Below are 16,676 nucleotides of genomic sequence, written 5' to 3' on the forward strand. Positions count from 1 at the left end.
GCGTGCCTCTTCCTGCCGGGGCGCGTCAGCGCGCGGGCGGCGAATGACGGCGGCGCCGCGTTCCTTCCTCCCCCGGCCGCCGAGGAAGCCGTGGTGCGGGCTGCCCCTGGGACGCCTGTTTCCGCTCTCTCCTGCCGTCCCGGGACTCACAACGGTGGCTCCAGACGGGCGAGTGCGCGCAGCGCCCGCGGGGCGAACCGGGACAGGAAGCGTCCCCCGTGGGCCTCCGGGGTGACGGGCACGACCGCCTGATCGTGGACGACCGCGCGCAGAACGGCCTGTGCGACCTTCTCCGGCGGGTAGTTGCGCAGTCCGTACAGCTTCGCTGCCCTCCGCTGCCGACGCTGCTCCTCCTCGGGTGCGACGCCGGCGAAGCGCGCGGTCGAGGTGATGCCGGTGTTGACGATGCCGGGGCAGATCGCCGACACCCCGATGCCCCGGCCGGCCAGCTCCGCGCGCAGGCACTCGCTCAACATCAGGACGGCCGCCTTGGAGGTGCTGTACGCGGGGAGGGACCTGGAGGGCAGATACGCGGCGGCCGAGGCGGTGTTGACGATGTGACCGCCCTGGCCCCGCTCCACCATCTGTCGGCCGAACAGCCGGCAGCCGTGGATCACGCCCCACAGGTTCACGTCGAGGGCCTTCCGCCAGTCCTCCGCGGTGGTGTCGAGGAAGGAACCCGACAGCCCGATCCCCGCGTTGTTCACCAACACGTCGACCACGCCGTACTCGGCGGCGACCTTCTCGGCGAGCTTCACCATGGCCTGCTCGTCCGAGACGTCGACCACCTCGGCCCAGGCTTCGGGCGCGCCGATCAGCCGGGACAACTCGGCCGTGCGGGACGCTCCTTCGGCGTCGAGGTCGACGGCGATCACACGTGCCCCCGCCTCGGCGAACGTGAAGGCCGTGGCCCGGCCGATACCGGCGGCCGCGCCCGTCACCAGCACCAATTGCCCACCGAACCGCTCCGTGTACGTTCCGGTCGCCACCGGTGCGGGTCGGCCGCCCTCGGTCGCCGAGACGAACTCGGTGATCCACGACGCGAGTTGATCGGGGCGCGTACGCGGGATCCAGTGCTTGGCGGGCAGGGTGCGGCGGGTGAGCTGCGGAGCCCACGATTCCAGGTCGTCGTGGAGCTGCTCGGAGAGGAACTGGTCGCCCAGGGGCGTGATGAGCTGCACGGGCGCGTGGGCGTACGCGTCGTCACGGGGGCGGGACAGCCGGGTCCGCATGTTGTCCCGGTACAGCCACGCCCCGTGCGCTGCGTCCGTGGGCAGCGAGGGACTGGGGTAGTCGCCCCGGGGCAGCCTCTCGGCCCGTCGGACCAGGCCGGGCCAGTGCCTGCCGAGAGGCCCGCGCCAGGCGAGCTCGGGCAGCACAGGCGTGTGCAGTACGTAGACGTACCAGGATCTGGCGCCCTGGCCGAGGAGCTGGCCGATCCGGCGCGGGGTCGGGCGCTTCACCCGCCGCTTGATCCAGTGCCCCATGTGGTCGAGGGAGGGACCCGACATCGAGGTGAAGGACGCGATGCGGCCCTCGGTCCGCTCGACCGTCACGAACTCCCAGCCCTGCACCGAGCCCCAGTCGTGCCCCACGAGGTGGACGGGGCGGCCCGGGCTGACCGCGTCCGCCACCGCCAGGAAGTCGTCCGTCAGCTTCTCCAGGGTGAACCCGCCGCGCAACGGCTCGGGGGCCGTCGACCCGCCGTGCCCGCGCACGTCGTACAGCACCACGTGGAAGCGTTCCGCCAGTCGTGGGGCGACCTCGGACCAGACCTCCTTGGTGTCGGGATAACCGTGCACGAGCAGCACGGTCGGCTGCTCGGGATCGCCCAGCTCGGCCACGCACAGCTCGACCCCGTCCGCCCGCACCCGGCGCACCCGCGCTCCTCCGAGCGATTCCGCGTCTTCCATGTCTCCCCCTTCGGTCATCGGCAGGTCTCCTCCGCCCACCGCCGGACGTGCGGGAGGTCGTCGTCGAGCCAGAACGCGCTCTCCTCGAAGTTCCGGGAGTCGGTGACGACGAGGATCTCCTCGAACTTCGCGCCCGTGCCCCGGAAGCCGATGTGGGGCTCGACCGCCCACAACCCCGGCCGAGGCGGGTGATCGGAGAAGCGGTGGGGCGACCACAGCGGGGACCAGCCCTCGCGGTGTCCGCGCAGCGCGTCGGACGCGAGCCCCTTCAACGCCTGCGTGCCGAACCCGAACACATGCAGTGACCAACGGCGCTCCCTGACCCGGTCCACCTTGTGCGCGATGACGCCGAAGGGGTAGGCCCGATGCCGGTTGGCATATCCCTGACGGACCAGGAGCCGGTCCACGTCCTCGTAGATCTCGCGCAGCGACCGGCGTTCGCGCACCTCGCGCAGGATCAGCTCGCGGTGTGTTCGAAGGTCCGTCATCAGCCTGTGGTGCAGTGGACTCGGCCCGAGGCAGCCCGAGTAGCCGATGTCCGCCGTGTAGCCCTTGTATATGGGGGCCATGTCGAGGATGAAAGGCATTCCGGCTTCGAGGCGGCGGTCGGTGGGGAAGAACTGCAGCGGCACACGGAAGTTCACGAACGCCGTGCGGTCCCCGAACCATGCGAACGGCAGATGGAACCAGTCCCGCACACCCCGCTCGCCCAGCCAGCGACGCTGCATCCGTGCCGCCTCGCGCTCGGTCACGCCGGGCCTCAGCTGGGCCGCGACCGCTTCGGCGCACTCGTACGCGAGCGTCTGGACCTGCCGGAAACCCCGCAGCTGCGCGGTGAGTCCGCCGTTCGGTGCCGAGGTCGTGTCACGCACTGCCCTCACCCGTCCTCGTCGACTACGGTCCGTGTTCGTCATGTGACATCAATGAATGTGACAGTGATCGGCGGCTGCGTCAATGGGGGTAGGGCGGCGGCCGTGGAGAACCGACGAGGACGGGACGCCCGGACCGTGGGCGGGAACGACGACATGCGGCGTCGGGCACGAAACCGCGCCCCCCGGGCACGTAACGGCCACCCCGGCCGTTCACCATTTGACGGCCACTGCCACGGGGCACGTCCCGTCCGGCCGGTTCGACCTCAGGGGGACCCCTGGGGGACCCGGCGGTGGATGCCCCCTACGGGCCCGTACGACTCGAGGGTGATGCGGAGACAGCTCTGCGGGGTGACGACGGCGTCGGCCCGTGGTCCTAATGTCTAGATCGTGACTGTGATCGCGACCGAAAGCCTGAGCAAGCGGTTCCCGAGGGTGACCGCTCTTGACCGGCTCTCCGTGGACATCGGACCCGGTGTGACGGGACTCGTCGGTGCCAATGGCGCCGGCAAGTCCACACTGATCAAAATCCTGCTGGGCCTGTCCCCCGCCTCGGAGGGCCGTGCCGAGGTGCTCGGGCTGGACGTCGCCACCAAGGGCGGCACCATCCGCGAGCGCGTGGGGTACATGCCGGAGCACGACTGCCTGCCGCCCGACGTCTCGGCCACCGAGTTCGTCGTGCACATGGCCCGCATGTCCGGACTCCCTCCGACGGCCGCGCGCGAGCGCACCGCGGACACCCTGCGCCACGTCGGCCTCTACGAGGAGCGGTATCGGCCCATAGGCGGTTACTCCACGGGCATGAAACAGCGGGTGAAGCTCGCCCAGGCCCTGGTCCACGACCCGCAGCTGGTCTTCCTGGACGAGCCGACCAACGGCCTGGACCCGGTCGGCCGGGACGAGATGCTCGGCCTGATCCGCCGCATCCACACCGACTTCGGCATCTCGGTGCTCGTCACCTCGCACCTGCTCGGCGAACTGGAGCGCACCTGCGACCACGTCGTCGTGGTCGACGGCGGCAAGCTTCTGCGGTCCAGCTCCACCAGGGACTTCACCCAGAGCACGGCGACCCTCGCGATCGAGGTCACCGACAGCGACGAGCATCCCGACGGCACCGATGCCCTGCGCGAGGCGCTCCACGCGCGCGGGGTGACCGTGTCCGAAGGAAGCGGCCTTCCCGGCGCCGGGCACATCCTGCTGATCACCGCCCAGGGCGACGAGACCTACGACCTGGTCCGCGACGCCGTCGCCGACCTGGGTCTCGGCCTCGTCCGCATGGAGCAGCGCAGGCACCAGATCGCCGAGGTCTTCCAGGACAACGACGAGCAGACGGGCACCCGCAACGCCCAGGACGCAGGGAAGGAGGCGGTCGGCCATGGCGGTTGAGCAGCACGGTGCGCAAGCACCGGCCCTCGCCGGTGGACAGCCCGCCGGCACGGGCGAGCAGAGCCGCATCCACAACATCGGATACCGCTCGTACGACGGTCCGCGCCTCGGCCGCGCCTACGCCCGCCGTTCGCTGTACTCGCAGTCCCTGCGCGGGGCCTACGGACTGGGCCGCTCGGCCAAGTCCAAGGTGCTGCCGATGCTGCTGTTCGCGGTGATGTGCGTGCCGGCGGCCATCATGGTGGCGGTGGCCATCGCCACCCAGTCCCAGGGCCTGCCCATCAAGGACCTGCCCGTCAAGTACACGGAGTACGCGGTCATCATGCAGGCCGTCATCGGCCTGTACGTCGCCTCCCAGGCACCTCAGGCCGTCTCGCGCGACCTGCGCTTCAAGACCGTCCCGCTGTACTTCTCGCGCCCGATCGAGACCGCCGACTACGTCCGCGCGAAGTTCGCGGCGCTGACCTCGGCGCTCTTCATCCTGACCGCGGTGCCCCTGCTCGTGCTCTATGTGGGCGCGCTGCTGGCCGAGTTCGACTTCACCGACCAGACCAAGGGACTGGCACAGGGACTGGTGGCCGTGGCACTGCTGTCGCTCCTCTTCGCCGGCATCGGCCTGGTGATCTCGGCGGTCACCCCGCGCCGCGGCTTCGGTATCGCGGCCGTCATCGCCGTCCTGACCATCTCCTACGGGGCCGTGTCCGTCATCCAGGCCATCGCCGACGAGCAGAACAGCTCGGACATGGTGCCCTGGCTCGGCTTCTTCTCGCCCATCACCCTGATCGACGGCGTACAGACCGCCTTCCTGGGCGCCACCTCCGCCTTCCCCGGCGGGCACGGGCCCTCCACCGGGCAGGGAGTCCTCTATCTCCTCGTCGTCCTGGGTCTCATCGCCGGCTGCTACGGCCTGCTGATGCGCCGCTACCGAAAGGTCGGGCTGTGACCACCCTCAACATCGACCACGTCTCACGCTGGTTCGGCAACGTGGTGGCGGTCAACGACGTCACGATGACGATCGGCCCCGGTGTCACCGGCCTGCTCGGTCCGAACGGCGCCGGCAAGTCCACCCTCATCAACATGATGGGCGGCTTCCTCGCCCCCTCCACGGGCTCCGTCACCCTCGACGGGACGCCGGTGTGGCGCAATGAGCAGATCTACAAGCACATCGGCATCGTCCCCGAGCGCGAGGCGATGTACGACTTCCTCACCGGCCGCGAATTCGTCGTCGCCAACGCCGAGTTGCACGGTCTGGGGGCCAAGGCCGCCCAGCGGGCGCTCGCCACGGTGGAGATGGAGTACGCGCAGGACCGCAAGATCTCGACCTACTCCAAGGGCATGCGCCAGCGCGTGAAGATGGCGTCCGCACTGGTCCACGAGCCGTCCCTGCTCCTGCTGGACGAGCCGTTCAACGGCATGGACCCCCGCCAGCGCATGCAGCTCATGGATCTGCTGCGGCGCATGGGCGACGAGGGACGCACGGTGCTGTTCTCGTCGCACATCCTCGAAGAGGTCGAGCAGTTGGCGGCCCATATCGAGGTGATCGTCGCCGGGCGGCACGCGGCGAGCGGTGACTTCCGGCGCATCCGCCGTCTGATGACCGACCGCCCGCACCGCTACCTGGTGCGCTCCAGCGACGACCGTGCGCTGGCCGCCGCACTGATCGCCGATCCGTCGACCGCCGGGATCGAAGTGGACCTGGCCGAGGGTGCGTTGCGTATCCAGGCCGTCGACTTCGGCAGGTTCACGACGCTGTTGCCGAGGGTGGCCCGGGACCACGGCATCCGTCTGCTCACGGTGTCGCCGTCGGACGAGTCGCTCGAGTCCGTCTTCTCGTATCTCGTCGCGGCGTAGGAGGCCGAAGATGTACGACCCCACAGTCGCCCGGCTCACCTACCGGGCTCTGCTCGGCCGCCGTCGGGCCCTCATCCTCAGCGCGCTTCCCGCCCTGCTGATCGTGCTCTCGGTGGCCGTACGCGGCCTGAGCGGAGCCGACGACCAGGTGGCAGCGGACCTGCTCGGCGGGTTCGCCCTCGCCACGATGGTGCCGATCATCGGCGTCATCGCCGGGACCGGTGCGATCGGACCGGAGATCGACGACGGCTCCGTGGTGTACCTGCTGGCGAAGCCGGTGAAGCGCCCGACGATCATCTTCACCAAGCTGATCGTGGCCATCGCCGTGACCATGGTGTTCTCGGCCGTCCCGACGCTCGTCGCGGGCCTGATCCTGAACGGCAACGGACAACAGATCGCGGTCGCCTACACGGTGGCGGCGCTGGTCGCCTCGATCGCGTACGCGGCGATGTTCCTGCTGCTGGGTACGGTCACCCGGCACGCGGTCGTCTTCGGGCTGGTGTACGCACTCGTCTGGGAGACGCTCTTCGGATCCCTGGTGGAGGGCGCCCGCACGCTCAGCGTTCAGCAGTGGGCACTCGCCGTCGCCCAGAAGGTCACCGACGGCGGCCCGGTGACGTCCGATGTGGGCCTGCCGACCGCGGTGGTTCTGCTGACGGTGGTCACGGCGGGAGCGACCTGGTACGCGGGACAGAAGCTGCGGACACTGAAGCTGGCCGGCGAGGAGTGACGGCGCCCTCCGGGGCGCTTCGCCCCGGAGGCCCGCCTCTCTGATCTTGACCGGGGCTTCACGCTCGTCCGGGCAGACTGGGCGAGGGGAGACACGGGGCATGCGCGGCCGGAAGGGGCGGCCCGGAGGCAGGAGGCACGGGGATGGCAACAGAGGTGGCGCCCGAGGGCGGCGACGCACCGAGGACGACGACCGACGGCGCGGGCGAGGACCGCGCGGGCTTCTCGTCCGCAGGGAGATCCGAAGGCGGAGCCCCGGCGGGTGCGGGGCAGGGCGCGTGGGACGACGTCGTGCTGGACGCGGACTTCGTACGGGACGCCGAGACCGCCGAGCCGTCGGCGCGGGCCCGGATGCTTGCGGCGCGTTGGCGGCAGGAGGCACCTGATCCCCAGCCCTGGCGTTCGGACGAGCCGCCCGCCGGATGGTTCTTCAGCAAGGCGCGACGTCGTAGGTGGCGCCGACGGTGACCGGCCCCGCGGGCGGCGGCCCGGGCGAAGGATATTCGGTGGCGGACAACTCGGCTGCCGGGCAGAGTGGTTGATGTCGAGGTCGCCGGATCGAGCCGGCGTCACGTTCTGGGAGAGGAGCCCGGCGATGCTGTCCTTCAGGCGCAGTACGTCGAGTTCCCGGCAGGGCAACCCACGGCGGGTTCCGGAGTAGTTACCCCTCCGTCGAGTCCGCGCCCCCAGCGGGGGGTTGCCCGGGGCGGCCGCTTCGAGCGCGCGAATCGCTTCGCGCGGGCCGCCCACCCGGAGGATTGGCCGAGTGGTAAGGCACCGGCTTGCTAAGCCGTGGTCGGGTTCTGCCCGCGCACGTTCGATCCGTGCATCCTCCGCCGTTTCGCTGTCGCTGTGACCTGGCCGTACTGCTGGGTCGGGGTCTATGGGCCGGGCACTCCGACCGAGCTGGGGCCAGGGTGCGCGCGGGCGGGCTCGTGGCGCCACAGCAGGGAGCGCGCCGGTGCAGCCCGCTGGTGCCACCGCGCAGAGACACTGCCGGCTCCGGCAGCCGCGTCCGACCGGAAGGCTCGCCAGCCACCGCCACCGCGTCCGACCGGAGGGCCGGCCCGCACCGCCACCGTGTACATGCGGCCCCCGGAAGTGTCGGCCACGTCCCGCGGCACGCGCTCGCTTCGTCGTCCGCTGCCGCGCGGTCTCACCCGGTGTGCGCTCCAGCGGCTACCGGCCGGCCGGTGGCCCTTCGACCTGCCGGCGCGCTCGTGACTCTCAGGGCGAGCGCACCCCGTTCCCCTGTACGGCGGTGACGCCCTTGCTGCCGGCCCGCGTCTGCGGTGTTTCCCGCGGGGCACGGTGGCTAGCCGAGCAGTCGGTCCAGTACCTCGGCGATGCCGTCGTCGTCGTTGGACGCGGTCACCTCGTCGGCGACGGCCTTGAGATCGGCGTGGGCGTTGGCCATGGCCACGCCGTGGGCGGACCAGGTGAACATGGGGATGTCGTTCGGCATGTCGCCGAAGGCGATGGTGTCGGTGCGCTTCGCGCCGAGGCGGCGGGCGGCGAGGGAGAGACCGGTGGCCTTGGTGAGGCCGAGAGGGAGGAGTTCGAGGATGCCCTCGCCGGCCATGGCGACCGTGACGAAGCCGCCGGCGGCCTGGCGGGAGGCTTCGGCGAGCTCGTCGGTGGTCAGGGTGGGGTGCTGTATGTAGATCTTGTTCAGCGGGGCCGCCCAGAGGTCGGACACGTCCGTGAGCGGGGTGGTGGGGAGGGAACCGTGCAGGGCGTAACCGGGCCCGACGAGTACCTCGCCTTCCAGTCCCGCCCGGCCGGCCGCCAGGTGCAGAGGGCCGACCGCCGCCTCGATCTTGGCGAGGGCCACGGCCGCGAGCTGCCGGTCCAGGGTGACGGCCGTGAGCAGTCGGTGCTCTCCGGCGTCGTAGACCTGGGCGCCCTGGCCGCAGACGGCCAGGCCGGTGTAGCCGAGGTCGTCGAGGACGTGGCGGGTCCACGGGACGGCCCAGCCCGTCACGACGATGTGGGCGGCGCCCGCGTCGGTGGCCGCGGTGAGCGCCTCACGGGTGCGTCGGGAGATGGAGTCGTCGGAGCGCAGGAGCGTTCCGTCGAGGTCGGTGGCGATCAGCTTGTACGGGAAGCCCGAGGGCCGCACGGAAGGTGTGCGGACCTCGGGCGCCTCGGTCGTTCCGGACGCCGCGGTCGTCCCGGAGTCCGTGATACCCCCGGCGGCAGCCGCCTCGTTCACTTGGCCACCGGCTCCAGCACCTCGCGGCCGCCCAGGTACGGACGCAGGACCTCGGGGACGCGGACGGAGCCGTCGGCCTGCTGGTGGTTCTCCAGGATGGCCACGATCGTGCGCGGGACGGCGCAGAGCGTGCCGTTGAGCGTGGCCAGCGGCTTGACCTGCTTGCCGTCACGGACACGGATCTGCAGACGGCGCGACTGGAACTCGGTGCAGTCGGAGGTCGAGGTCAGCTCGCGGTACTTGCCCTGGGTCGGGATCCACGCCTCGCAGTCGAACTTGCGCGAGGCCGAGGAGCCCAGGTCGGCGGAGGCGACGTCGATGACGCGGAAGGGCAGTTCCAGCGACGTCAGCCACTGCTTCTCCCAGTCCAGCAGACGCTGGTGCTCGGCCTGGGAGTCCTCCGGCGCGACGTACGAGAACATCTCGACCTTGTCGAACTGGTGGACGCGGAAGATGCCCCGGGTGTCCTTGCCGTGCGAACCGGCCTCGCGGCGGAAGCAGGGGGAGAAACCGGCGTAGCGCAGGGGGAGGCGGTCGGCGTCGATGATCTCGTCCATGTGGTACGCCGCCAGCGCGACCTCGGAGGTGCCGACCAGGTAGAGGTCGTCCCTGTCGAGGTGGTACACGTCCTGGGCGGCCTGGCCGAGGAAGCCGGTGCCTGCCATCGACTGCGGGCGGACCAGCGCCGGGGTCAGCATCGGGGTGAAGCCGGCGGCGGTGGCCTGGGCGATCGCCGCGTTGACCAGCGCGAGTTCGAGGAGGGCCCCGACGCCGGTCAGGAAGTAGAAGCGCGAGCCGGAGACCTTGGCTCCGCGCTCGGTGTCGATGGCGCCGAGGATCGTGCCGAGTTCGAGGTGGTCCTTGGGCGCGAAGCCCTCGGCCGTGAAGTCACGGATCTCGCCGTGCGTCTCCAGCGTGACGAAGTCCTCCTCGCCGCCGACGGGAACGTCGGGGTGGACGAGGTTGCCGAGTTGCAGGAGGAGCTCCTGGGTCTCGGTGTCGGCCGCGTCGCGCTCGGCGTCGGCGGCCTTGACGTCGGCCTTGAGTTGTTCCGCGCGCTTGAGCAGCTCGGCCTTCTCCTCGGCGGACGCCTTGGGGATCAGCTTGCCGAGCGACTTCTGCTCGGCGCGGAGCTCGTCGAAGCGGACGCCGGAGGACCTGCGCCGCTCGTCGGCGGACAGGAGGGAGTCGACGAGCGCGACGTCCTCTCCACGGGCGCGCTGGGACGCGCGCACACGGTCGGGGTCCTCACGGAGCAGGCGAAGGTCAATCACCCTCCAAGGCTACCGGTGCGTGGTTCCGGCCCACGAATCGAATTCACCACGTGACCCTTCTATGGGCTTTCGCGTCGAATGTCGAGGGAGGCAGCGGAGGGGAGCCGGTGTCGAGGGAAACCGGGTGCCGGGGACGGTGAACGTCAATGAGGGGAGCGCGGCCCCCTGAAAGAGGGGGCGGTCGCGGTGCCTGGTTGACTCGACTCCCTTGTTCCGAAGGGGACTTGAGGCTGCGCCGTCCACAGCGGGACGCCGTGCCGCAGAGTTATCCACAGGCTGTGTGAAAGATCTGTGGACTACGGGGCGGGCGGTCAGGGGGATCGGGGGCCGACTTGAGGATTCCCGGCTCAAACCGCCTTCACGCCCACTTTCGAGTGGATTCGCGGGTAAATGGGTCGCCCTAAAGGATTGACGGGGGGAAACGCATGGGCGAAGGGTGACCCACGCGGTTGTGGACGCACCACATGCCATCAAGGGGATTTGTCGACTGTGTGGCGATGTGTTGTCGACTTGTCCCCAGGTCGAGAAGCCGCCCTGTGGATAACTTCTGTGGACGAAGAAAATAGGCAGGTAGGACCGGCGGCCGACCCACGCGCAAGGTATCGCCCCGGGAAGAGGCTGCCCCTGGATCTGCCGTCGCGTTCGCGGTCGCCGTCGGTGGGGGTGAGGGGGAAGGTGACGGTCGGGGCGTCCGATGCCCGCCGCTAGAACCGGCCGTCCTGGCAGCGCGCCACCCAGTCCGCCGCCGCCACGAACTCGGCTTCCGAGGTGCCCGGCAGCGTGGGGCGGATCTTCGCGGTCGCGGCGTCCGCGCGCGGGTACGAACCGAGGAAGCGGACCTGGAGGCAGATCCGCTTGAGCCCCATCAGGGCCTCGGCCACCCGGCGGTCGGAGATGTGGCCCTCGGCGTCGATGGCGAAGCAGTAGTTGCCGATGCCCTCGCCGGTGGGGCGGGACTGCAGCAGCATGAGGTTGACGCCGCGGACGGCGAACTCACCGAGGAGGTCGCGCAGCCCGCCGGGGTGGTCGTCGCGCTGCCAGATGACGACGGACGTCTTGTCGGAGCCCGTCGGTGCGGCGGGCCGGGCGGGGCGGCCGACCAGGACGAACCGGGTCTGGGCGTTCTCCGCGTCGTGGATCTCGGTCTGCAGCGCCTCCAGGCCGTACCGCGCGGCCGCGAACTCGCCGGCGAAGGCGGCGTCGTAACGGCCCTCCTGGACGAGGCGGGCGCCGTCGGCGTTCGAGGCGGCGGATTCCCAGACGACGTCCGGGGAGAGGTTGGCCTTCATCCAGTTGCGGACCTGCGGCTGGGCGGCCGGATGCGCGGTGACGGTCTTGATCTCCGACAGCTTGGTGCCCGGCCGGACCAGCAGGGCGAACGTGATCGAGAGGAGCACCTCGCGGTAGATCATCAGCGGAGCGCCGGCGACCAGCTCGTCGAGGGTGGTGGTGATGCCGCCCTCGACGGAGTTCTCGATCGGGACGAACGCTGCCTCGGCCTCGCCGTTGCGGACGGCGTCGAGCGCCGCTGGGACGGACACCATCGGGACGAGCTCGCGGGTCGCGGCCTCCGGCAGCGTGCGCAGGGCGACCTCGGTGAAGGTGCCCTCGGGGCCGAGGTAGACGTAGCTGGCTGGCATGGGCTCACCCTAATGGGCCTCGCGGGGCCCGGCGCACGCATGCCGTCCCACCACCCCTGCGGGCGACGCGGGGCTCGGGGAGACACCCGTACGCCTGCTGGGGCCGTCGTCGGGCCCCCAGCCGCCGGGTCAGGCCGATCGCGCCCACCGGCCGGGCCACCAGCCTTCGGCCGCGACACCACCCACCGGCCGGATCAGCCCTCCAGCAGTCGCTGCCCCACGTACTCCCCCTCCGCAGCGCCGCCCGGCACCGCGAAGAGGCCGCTCGACTCGTGGCGGATGAACTTCGAGAGGGCGTCGCCGCGGTCGAGTTTGCGCTGGACGGTGACGAAGCCGCGGAGGGGATCCGCCTGCCAGCAGACGAAGAGAAGGCCGGCGTCGGGGACACCCTTCGCGTCGATGCCGTCGTGGAAGGAGAACGGGCGGCGGAGCATGGCCGCGCCGCCGTTCTGGTCGGGGCGGCTGATGCGGGCGTGCGCGTTGATCGGCACGAGCAGATTGCCCTGGGCGTCGGTCTTCTCCAGGTCCATCGCAGTCGTCTCGGTCGCCTTCTCACCGCCGCTCAGGGGTGCGCCGTCGGACTTGCGCCGCCCGATGACCTCCTCCTGCGCCTTGACCGAGAGCTGTTCCCAGTCGTCGAGGAGCATGCGGATACGGCGTACGACGGCGTAGGAGCCGTTCGCCATCCACGCCGGATCGCCGGAGGTGGACGGGGAGGCGGACGCGGGCACGAAGATCCGCTCGTCGAAGTCGGACTCGGCCGGCTTCGGGTTGCGGGTGCCGTCGATCTGGCCCATCAGGTTGCGTGCCGTCATGGGGTGGGCCGTGGCGCCCGGCGAACGGTTGAAGCCGTTCATCTGCCAGCGCACCCGGGCCGCGCCGCCCGCGTCCTTCTGGATCGCGCGCAGGGCGTGGAAGGCGACGAGTGCGTCGTCGGCCCCGATCTGTACCCACAGGTCGCCGTTGCTGCGTGCCTTGTCGAGCTGGTCCGAGGAGAAGTCGGGCAGCGGGTCCAGGGACTCCGGGCGTTGCTTCTCCAGACCGGTACGGGCGAAGAAGCTGTGGCCGAACCCGAAGGTGACCGTCAGCGACGACGGTCCCGCGTCACGGGCGATATCGGTGTCGTCCTGCGCCGCGGGCTTGCCCGCCATCAGCCGCCGGGCCGTGTCCGACCAGCGGCGCAGCAGAGCGGCCGCCTCCTTGCGCCCCGCCCCGGCGGTCAGGTCGAACGCGATGAGGTGGCCACGGGCCTGAAGGGGCGTGGTGATCCCCGGCTGATGTTTCACGTGAAACCTCTCCTCCCCCGCGCCGAGGGAGGAGAGCGGCGTGACCTTCTCGCCCGGGGCTGAGGAGGACGAGGAGGACCCGGCCGCATAGCCGGCGGCGCCGCCTGCCGTGCCCAGCGCGAGTCCGGTCGCGCCGGCGGTACCCAGCAGCAGTCGACGCGAGATGGCGCCGCCGGCCGCGCGCCCGGCACCGGCCACGTGCCCGGTGCCGGTGCCGTCACCGGCGCCGGCCCGGGCCGTACTCCCGTCACCGCCGCGCCCGCCGTCCGGCGTGACGGCGTCGCCTTCGACAAGGTCCTGGTCAGCCATGGTGTGTTTCAGCCGATCTTCGCGTTCTTGCTGACGGTCACCTGGTCGATCTCAGATGTCCGTACGGTGATCTCGATGTTCCAGTCGCCCGCCATGGGGATCTGCACGCCGTTCGCCGTCCAGTGACCGGTGGTGACGCGCTCGGGGACGACGGGCAGGGGGCCGATCTCCTTGGCCTTCAGGGTGAAGGCCACCTTCACTTCCGGGACGTCGAAGGGTGTGCCGTCCGGGCCCTGGACGTAGACGTGCATCTCGTTGGCGCCCACGCGTGCGGGGTCGATCTGCAGCCGGGCCACTCCCTTGCCGTTCTTGCCGCCCGTGTCGAACGACATGTCCAGCGCCAGGGCTCCCGACGTCTCGTTCTCCTGCCGCACGGCGGCGTTGGCCGCCTTGGCCTCCTCCACGGTGCGGCCGGGTTCCGCGGCGGTCAGCGCCGTCGTGACGGCGAGCAGGACGACGGCGACGCCCGCCTCCGCCAGTACCGACCGGCGCAGCCCCCTGCGGCCGGGATCGGCGTTCCGCAGGCGCTTCTCGCGCGTGCTCGCCACCGCCGCCCGCTGCCGGGCGAGCTGGGCGGCCCGCTCGGGCCCCTCGTCCGACCCCTCGTCGGCGGCTTCTCCGGAACCACCGCCGGTGCTCCCCGCGGATCCATCGGCGGCGCGCATCGCCACGGCGGCCTCGGAGGCATCCGTCTCCGCCGCCTCCGGTGCTTCCGCCAGCTGTGCGGTCCACCGGCGGGAGATCCACGCGATCCCGACCAGCACGGCGACCAGGCCGATCTTCACGAGCAGCAACTGCCCGTACGAGGTGCCAGTCAGCGCGGACCAGGTGCCGACCTGGCGCCACGACTGGTAGACGCCGGTCGCGGTCAGGACGAGCACGCTCGCGAAGGCGACCCGTGAGAACCGTCGTACGGCCTCGGTCTCGATCTGCGCGTCCGCCGGTGCCCGGAAAAGTGCCACGAGCAGGGTCGCCAGACCGCCCAGCCAGGCGGCGACCGCCAGCAGGTGCAGGATGTCGACGGGCATTGAGATGCCGGTCTGGATGCCCGTCGATGCATGCTCGGCCATCGCCCAGCTCGCGGCGAGACCGGTGGAGACCACGCCTCCGCCGATGGCCAGCCCGAGGGTGAGGTCCCGCCGGAAGGAGCCCTCGTCGGCACCTTCGTCCTCGCCGTCGTCCCCGCCTTCGGCCTCGCCCTCTTCGACCTGCTCGCCCTCTTCGACCTGCTCGGCCTCCTCGTCCCGTCGTGCGTACGCGCCGAACAGCACCGCGATGAACAGGGCCGCCGCGGCGAGCAGCAGCAGGCGGGAGACGAGGGCGGCGCCCGTCTTCGTCTGGAGTACCTGGCTCAGGAGGCCGAGGTCGAAGACGTCGCCCGGCTTGCCGGAGCCGGTGTACGAGCCGCGCAGCATCAGCATGGCGAGGGTGGCGGTGGTCAGGGTGAGCCAGCCGGTGACCACGAGCCGCTGCACGGGCCGTACGCCGGCACCGCGCTGCCAGCAGGCCAGCACGAAGGCCGCCCCGCCGACCAGCACGATGAAACCGGCGTACGACAGGTAGCGCGCGAACCCGTACAGACCGCCGACGACCCCGCCGCCGGCCTGCTGCTCGGGTACCGCGACCGTCGTCTTGGAGGGTGCCCCCACGGAGAAGGTGAAGGCTCCGGAGACGGGGTGGCTGTCCGCCGAGACGACCTGGTAGGTGACGGTGAAGGTGCCGTTCGGCAGGCCCGAGTGCAGACCGACCGAGTAGCTGTTGCCGCCCAGTTCGGTGACCTTGCCGGTGTCGGCCTCCTTGCCCTTGGGGTCGTACACGCGCACCGCGCCGTCGGACATCGCGACCTGCTCGGAGAAGGTGAGCGACACCTGGTCGGGCGCGTCCTGGACCACCGACCCCTGCTGAGGGTCGCTGCCGGTCAGCGCGGCGTGCGCGGAGACGGGCACGGCGCCGGCGAGCAGCACCCCGACAGCGGCGAACAACAGCAACAGCAACGGCCTCAACCGGCTCACCGTGCTCCCTCCCTCAGCGCCCGCTGGTCGGCTGGTACGTCGCCGACTTCACGGGCATCTCGACCGTGATGGCCTTGGACTTGGTGAAGTGCAACCGCAGGGACACCGTCTCGCCCTCCTTCGGCTTGCGCTTCAGGTTCTCGAACATCAGATGGTTTCCGCCGCTCTTGAGCACGAGTTCGCCCTCGGCGGGGACCTTCAGGCCCGTGACCTCCTGCATCGACTGCCCGGTGGTCTCGTGCACGGTGACGTCGCGGGCGATGTCGCTGGTGACGGAGGTCAGCTCGTCCGCCTTGCCGCCGTCGTTCTCGATGACGAGATAGCCGGCGGCCAGGGAGTCCGTGACGGGCTGAGGCATGTAGGCGGACTTCACGGACAGCCTCGCGGCGGCGGTGGAGTCGCCGTCGGAACCGCACCCGGCGAGGACGAGTGCGGCGGTGGTGACCAGGACGGGGCCGGCGAGCCGTGGCCTCACGGGTTCTCGCCCTTGAGCAGCTTCGGCAGGTCCTTCTCGTAGTCCTGCACGGTGGCGTCCTCGTCGTACAGCACGTAGCCCGCGTCGGTCTTCGGCGAGAACGCGATGACCTGGGTGCCGTGCTCGGAGACGATCTTGCCGTTCTTCTTGGTGGGCGGGTTGATCGAGATGCCGAGGCGGAGGGCGCCCTGCTGGATGTCGTCGAAGTCGCCGGTCAGGCCGACGATCTCGGGGTCGATGCCCTTGAGCCACTTGCCGAGTTCCGCCGGGGTGTCCCGTTCGGGGTCGGTGGTGACGAAGACCAGCCGGAGGTTCGCCAGCTCGGACTTCGAGACCTTCTTCGCCACCTCCTTCTTCGCGACCGCCAGGTTGTTCATGGTCAGCGGGCAGACGTCGGGGCAGTTGGTGTACCCGAAGTAGATCAGTGTCGGCTTGCCCGCGGTCTCCTTACGGAGGTCGTACGGCTTGCCGTGGGTGTCGGTGAGGAGCAGGTCCGGCTTGGTGAACGGCTGGTCGAGGACCGTGGAGTGCCTCTGGGGGCCGGTGTCGGAGACCTCGGCGACCGAGGTCGTGGAGGCGCCGCCCGTGCCGCAGGCCGAGAGGCCGAGGACGGCCGCGACCAGGAGGGCGCCGGCCGCGAACCCCTTCTTCTTCGTGTTCGTGCGCATGGAGGATGTCCAGTCGGTTCGAGCCCCGGCGCGCACGGGGACGTGCCCG

The 16,676-nt window shown here is 70.7% G+C and carries 13 protein-coding genes, 1 tRNA gene and 1 pseudogene; 6 read left to right on the forward strand and 9 right to left on the reverse strand.

Annotation, left to right across the window (positions count from 1 at the left end):
* Positions 1 to 146: 146 nt before the first annotated feature.
* A complete protein-coding gene (locus SCAB_RS22080; protein ID WP_013002300.1) occupies positions 147 to 1,931 on the reverse strand; it encodes an SDR family oxidoreductase in 1,785 nt (594 codons plus the stop codon).
* Positions 1,928 to 2,785, reverse strand: coding sequence for a M24 family metallopeptidase (locus SCAB_RS22085; RefSeq protein WP_013002301.1), 858 nt, complete (start codon positions 2,783 to 2,785; stop codon positions 1,928 to 1,930). The genes SCAB_RS22080 and SCAB_RS22085 overlap by 4 nt, the downstream gene beginning before the upstream one ends.
* 393 nt (positions 2,786 to 3,178) lie before the next feature.
* Here SCAB_RS22085 and SCAB_RS22090 point away from each other — a divergent pair, with 393 nt between their 5' ends.
* The 6 genes and pseudogenes from SCAB_RS22090 (at position 3,179) to SCAB_RS22115 (ending at position 7,584) form a co-directional block, all read left to right on the forward strand.
* Positions 3,179 to 4,168, forward strand: coding sequence for an ABC transporter ATP-binding protein (locus tag SCAB_RS22090; protein WP_037726022.1), 990 nt, complete (start codon positions 3,179 to 3,181; stop codon positions 4,166 to 4,168).
* The gene (locus tag SCAB_RS22095) at positions 4,158 to 5,111 is read left to right on the forward strand and encodes an ABC transporter permease (protein ID WP_013002303.1); all 954 of its coding nucleotides are present in this window, start codon (positions 4,158 to 4,160) and stop codon (positions 5,109 to 5,111) included. The genes SCAB_RS22090 and SCAB_RS22095 overlap by 11 nt, the downstream gene beginning before the upstream one ends.
* On the forward strand, positions 5,108 to 6,019 hold the full coding sequence (locus SCAB_RS22100; protein WP_005482879.1) for an ABC transporter ATP-binding protein: 912 nt from the start codon (positions 5,108 to 5,110) through the stop codon (positions 6,017 to 6,019). The genes SCAB_RS22095 and SCAB_RS22100 overlap by 4 nt, the downstream gene beginning before the upstream one ends.
* Before the next feature lie 10 nt (positions 6,020 to 6,029).
* The gene (locus SCAB_RS22105) at positions 6,030 to 6,749 is read left to right on the forward strand and encodes an ABC transporter permease (protein WP_013002304.1); all 720 of its coding nucleotides are present in this window, start codon (positions 6,030 to 6,032) and stop codon (positions 6,747 to 6,749) included.
* A gap of 257 nt (positions 6,750 to 7,006) precedes the next feature.
* Positions 7,007 to 7,216, forward strand: a pseudogene (locus SCAB_RS49555) (SGM_3592 family protein); the annotation flags it as partial.
* 284 nt (positions 7,217 to 7,500) lie between these two features.
* Positions 7,501 to 7,584: transfer RNA gene (locus SCAB_RS22115), tRNA-Ser, on the forward strand.
* Positions 7,585 to 8,063: 479 nt separating this feature from the next.
* Here the strand turns inward: SCAB_RS22115 and SCAB_RS22120 are convergent.
* The 7 genes from SCAB_RS22120 to SCAB_RS22150 all read right to left on the reverse strand — a co-directional run bounded on the left by SCAB_RS22120 (position 8,064) and on the right by SCAB_RS22150 (position 16,627).
* Positions 8,064 to 8,936 carry an HAD family hydrolase gene (locus SCAB_RS22120; RefSeq protein ID WP_408054982.1) on the reverse strand — a complete coding sequence of 291 codons (873 nt, stop codon included), beginning with the start codon at positions 8,934 to 8,936 and terminating at the stop codon, positions 8,064 to 8,066.
* Positions 8,937 to 8,959: 23 nt separating this feature from the next.
* Positions 8,960 to 10,237 (reverse strand): serine--tRNA ligase, encoded by a 1,278-nt coding sequence (gene serS / locus SCAB_RS22125; protein ID WP_013002306.1) that lies wholly within the window; start codon positions 10,235 to 10,237, stop codon positions 8,960 to 8,962.
* A gap of 704 nt (positions 10,238 to 10,941) precedes the next feature.
* The gene (gene pheA, locus SCAB_RS22130) at positions 10,942 to 11,877 is read right to left on the reverse strand and encodes a prephenate dehydratase (protein WP_013002307.1); all 936 of its coding nucleotides are present in this window, start codon (positions 11,875 to 11,877) and stop codon (positions 10,942 to 10,944) included.
* Positions 11,878 to 12,071: 194 nt separating this feature from the next.
* A complete protein-coding gene (gene efeB / locus SCAB_RS22135) occupies positions 12,072 to 13,472 on the reverse strand; it encodes an iron uptake transporter deferrochelatase/peroxidase subunit (protein ID WP_013002308.1) in 1,401 nt (466 codons plus the stop codon).
* Positions 13,473 to 13,480: 8 nt separating this feature from the next.
* A complete protein-coding gene (locus tag SCAB_RS22140; protein WP_013002309.1) occupies positions 13,481 to 15,484 on the reverse strand; it encodes a copper resistance CopC/CopD family protein in 2,004 nt (667 codons plus the stop codon).
* A 13-nt stretch (positions 15,485 to 15,497) separates the two neighbouring features.
* A complete protein-coding gene (locus tag SCAB_RS22145) occupies positions 15,498 to 15,959 on the reverse strand; it encodes a copper chaperone PCu(A)C (protein ID WP_013002310.1) in 462 nt (153 codons plus the stop codon).
* Positions 15,956 to 16,627 carry an SCO family protein gene (locus SCAB_RS22150; RefSeq protein WP_013002311.1) on the reverse strand — a complete coding sequence of 224 codons (672 nt, stop codon included), beginning with the start codon at positions 16,625 to 16,627 and terminating at the stop codon, positions 15,956 to 15,958. Before SCAB_RS22150 ends, SCAB_RS22145 begins: the two co-directional genes overlap by 4 nt.
* Between the last annotated feature and the right edge of the window lie 49 nt (positions 16,628 to 16,676).

It is taken from the genome of Streptomyces scabiei 87.22, assembly GCF_000091305.1.
Lineage (GTDB): Bacteria > Actinomycetota > Actinomycetes > Streptomycetales > Streptomycetaceae > Streptomyces > Streptomyces scabiei.

Coding starts and splice junctions, on each gene's coding strand:
- SCAB_RS22080 (WP_013002300.1), bottom strand. CDS start 1,931: ATGACCGAAGGGGGAGACATGGAAGACGCGGAATCGCTCGGAGGAGCG.
- SCAB_RS22095 (WP_013002303.1), top strand. CDS start 4,158: ATGGCGGTTGAGCAGCACGGTGCGCAAGCACCGGCCCTCGCCGGTGGA.
- SCAB_RS22105 (WP_013002304.1), top strand. CDS start 6,030: ATGTACGACCCCACAGTCGCCCGGCTCACCTACCGGGCTCTGCTCGGC.
- pheA (WP_013002307.1), bottom strand. CDS start 11,877: ATGCCAGCCAGCTACGTCTACCTCGGCCCCGAGGGCACCTTCACCGAG.
- efeB (WP_013002308.1), bottom strand. CDS start 13,472: ATGGCTGACCAGGACCTTGTCGAAGGCGACGCCGTCACGCCGGACGGC.
- SCAB_RS22150 (WP_013002311.1), bottom strand. CDS start 16,627: ATGCGCACGAACACGAAGAAGAAGGGGTTCGCGGCCGGCGCCCTCCTG.